The organism is Streptococcus intestinihominis (genome assembly GCF_046824975.1).
Taxonomy (GTDB): domain Bacteria; phylum Bacillota; class Bacilli; order Lactobacillales; family Streptococcaceae; genus Streptococcus.
On the sequence record NZ_JBKQBL010000001.1, the window covers coordinates 198168 to 201148 of the forward strand.

At 46.4% G+C, this 2981-nt stretch carries 2 protein-coding genes and 1 pseudogene; all 3 read left to right on the top strand.

The window, feature by feature from the left end:
- Window positions 1-435: pseudogene (locus ACLOR3_RS01020) on the top strand (glutamate formimidoyltransferase); the annotation flags it as partial.
- Window positions 436-447: 12 nt separating this feature from the next.
- Window positions 448-1077 (top strand): cyclodeaminase/cyclohydrolase family protein, encoded by a 630-nt coding sequence (locus ACLOR3_RS01025; protein ID WP_125374493.1) that lies wholly within the window; start codon window positions 448-450, stop codon window positions 1075-1077.
- A 52-nt stretch (window positions 1078-1129) separates the two neighbouring features.
- Window positions 1130-2803 (top strand): formate--tetrahydrofolate ligase, encoded by a 1674-nt coding sequence (locus tag ACLOR3_RS01030; protein ID WP_411400029.1) that lies wholly within the window; start codon window positions 1130-1132, stop codon window positions 2801-2803.
- Window positions 2804-2981 lie beyond the last annotated feature (178 nt).

Here is a 2981-nt window from a genome sequence, read left to right on the forward strand (position 1 = left end):
GAAGACTGGAAACCAGACTACGGTGAACGCAAGATTCACCCAACTGCAGGGGTTACTGCTGTCGGTGTCCGTATGCCGCTCGTTGCCTTCAATGTCAACCTGGACACAGATGATCTAGAAATTGCCAATAACATTTCTAAAATCATTCGCGGATCCAGCGGTGGATACAAATACTGTAAAGCGATTGGTGTTATGCTAGAAGATCGCAACATTGCCCAAGTTTCTATCAACATGGTCAACTTGGAAAAATTCCCATTGTATCGCGTCGTTGAAACCGTTCGTTTCGAAGCACAACGCTACGGGGTTCGAATCATCGGAACAGAACTCATCGGACTTGCTCCAGCTAAGGCTTTGATCGACTCAGCGGAATACTACTTGCAATTAGAAGACTTTGACTACAGCAAACAAGTCTTGGAAAATCACTTGTTGGGTTAGAAAGGGAGTTCTATGAAACTAGTTGACTTAAGTATTACTGAGTTTGCCAAGGTTCTTGGTTCAGATGCCCCAGCTCCAGGTGGTGGTTCTGCTGCCGCCCTATCTGCTGCAAATGGGATTTCCCTTACAAAAATGGTCTGCGAACTGACCATTGGTAAGAAAAAATACGCTGAATTTGAAGACCACATCAAAGGGGTTCACGAAAAAAGTGCCCACCTCCAAGATCAATTACTAGAAGCTATTGACAAGGATACAGAAGCTTTCAACGTCGTATCAGCTGTCTTTGATCTTCCAAAAGAAACGGAAGAAGAGAAAGCCGCTCGTCGTGAAGCCATGCAAAAAGCTTTGAAACATGCGACAGTATCTCCTTTCTCTATGATGGAGCTCATCGTTGAGGCGCTTGAAACCACCAAAGAAGCTGTTGGCAAGTCCAACACCAATGCGGCGAGTGACCTAGGGGTGGCTGCTCTCAACCTTAAAGCTGGCCTTCAGGGGGCTTGGCTCAATGTCCTAATCAACATTTCAGGAATCAAGGACCAAGACTTTGTCCAAGAATATCACGGCAAGGGTCTCGAACTCCTCCAAACAGGCTCTGACCTTGCAGATAGCATTTACCAAAGCATTTTAGAAAGCCTATCATAAACCTATCATTCAACTTTATAACTTTAATACCTACAAAGAAAGAAGGGATTCTATGGTTTTATCGGATATTGAAATTGCCAATTCTGTCCAAATGAAGCCCATCACGGAAATCGCTGCTGAACTTGGATTGACCGAAGAGGATATTTCACTCTACGGAAAGTACAAGGCAAAAATCGATAGCAATCAACTGGAACAACTAAAGGACAAGAAAGATGGAAAGCTGATCCTTGTGACAGCCATCTCTCCGACACCTGCCGGAGAAGGAAAGACAACCACCTCTGTTGGACTAGTGGATGCCCTCTCTGCTATTGGTGAAAAAGCGGTTATTGCCCTCCGCGAACCTTCACTTGGCCCTGTCTTTGGAATCAAGGGGGGAGCTGCAGGTGGTGGGTACGCCCAAGTGGTTCCAATGGAAGACATCAACCTTCACTTTACAGGTGACTTCCATGCCATTGGGATTGCCAACAACCTGCTTGCTGCCTTGATTGACAATCACATCCATCACGGCAATGAGTTGGGCATCGATTCTCGTCGCATCACCTGGAAACGGGTGGTCGATATGAATGATCGTCAACTCCGTCATATTGTCGATGGCCTCCAAGGAAAAACAAATGGGGTCCCTCGTGAAGATGGCTTTGATATCACAGTGGCTTCTGAAATCATGGCTATTCTCTGTCTCTCAGAAAATATCCTTGACCTCAAAGAACGCCTCGATCGCATCATCATTGGGTACAACTACCAAGGACAACCGGTCACAGCTAAAGACCTCAAGGCTGGAGGCGCTATGGCAGCCGTCCTCAAAGATGCCATCCATCCCAACTTGGTGCAAACCTTGGAGCATACTCCTGCTATCATCCACGGTGGACCATTTGCCAATATTGCTCATGGCTGTAACAGTGTGCTGGCTACTAAACTAGCCCTCAAATATGCAGACTATGTCGTGACAGAAGCTGGTTTCGGAGCAGACTTAGGCGCTGAAAAATTCATTGACATCAAGTGCCGCATTGCCGGACTCAAACCTTCTGCCGTAGTCCTCGTCGCAACCATCCGTGCTCTCAAGATGCATGGTGGAGTTGCCAAAGCAGACCTGGCTACTGAAAATGTCCAAGCCGTTATCGATGGTCTGCCAAACCTAGACAAACACTTGGCCAACATCCAAGAAGTCTACGGCTTACCTGTGGTCGTTGCCATCAACAAATTCCCACTGGATACAGAGGCAGAGCTAGAAGCTGTCTATGAATCTTGTAAGAAACGCAATGTAGATGTTGTCATTTCGGATGTCTGGGCACATGGTGGCGCTGGCGGCCGTGACTTGGCTGAAAAAGTCATTCAACTAGCTCAAGAAGAAAACCACTTCTCTTATGTCTATGACGAAGAAGACAGCATTGAAACGAAATTGACTAAGATTGTCACAAAAGTTTATGGTGGTAAAGGCATTAGCTTGACACCAGCTGCCAAACGCGAACTCAAAGAATTGGAAGCTCTGGGCTTCTCAAATTACCCAATCTGTATGGCCAAGACGCAATACTCCTTCTCAGATGATGCGAAGAAATTGGGAGCACCAAAAGATTTTACTGTTAAAATCAGCAATCTCAAGGTAGCTGCCGGAGCTGGCTTCATTGTAGCTCTCACGGGTACCATCATGACCATGCCTGGCCTACCTAAAGTTCCTGCCAGTGAAAAGATTGATATCGACGCCCACGGCAATATCACTGGTCTCTTTTAAGAAAGAGGACGTCCTATGGTGACTATCCTTCATCTTACCCCCGCAGATTATCAAATTTCTACTTGGTCTGGTGGCCAAACCACCCAACTCTTCCTCTCTCCAAAAGAGGGAAGCTATCCAGATCGGACCTTCGACTTTCGCCTTTCTACAGCAACGGTAGATGTTGAAACAAGTGACT

What these genes read in the sequence shown, in the direction of transcription:
- ACLOR3_RS01025 (WP_125374493.1), top strand. Translation starts at nt 448, where the DNA reads ATGAAACTAGTTGACTTAAGTATTACTGAGTTTGCCAAGGTTCTTGGT.
- ACLOR3_RS01030 (WP_411400029.1), top strand. Translation starts at nt 1,130, where the DNA reads ATGGTTTTATCGGATATTGAAATTGCCAATTCTGTCCAAATGAAGCCC.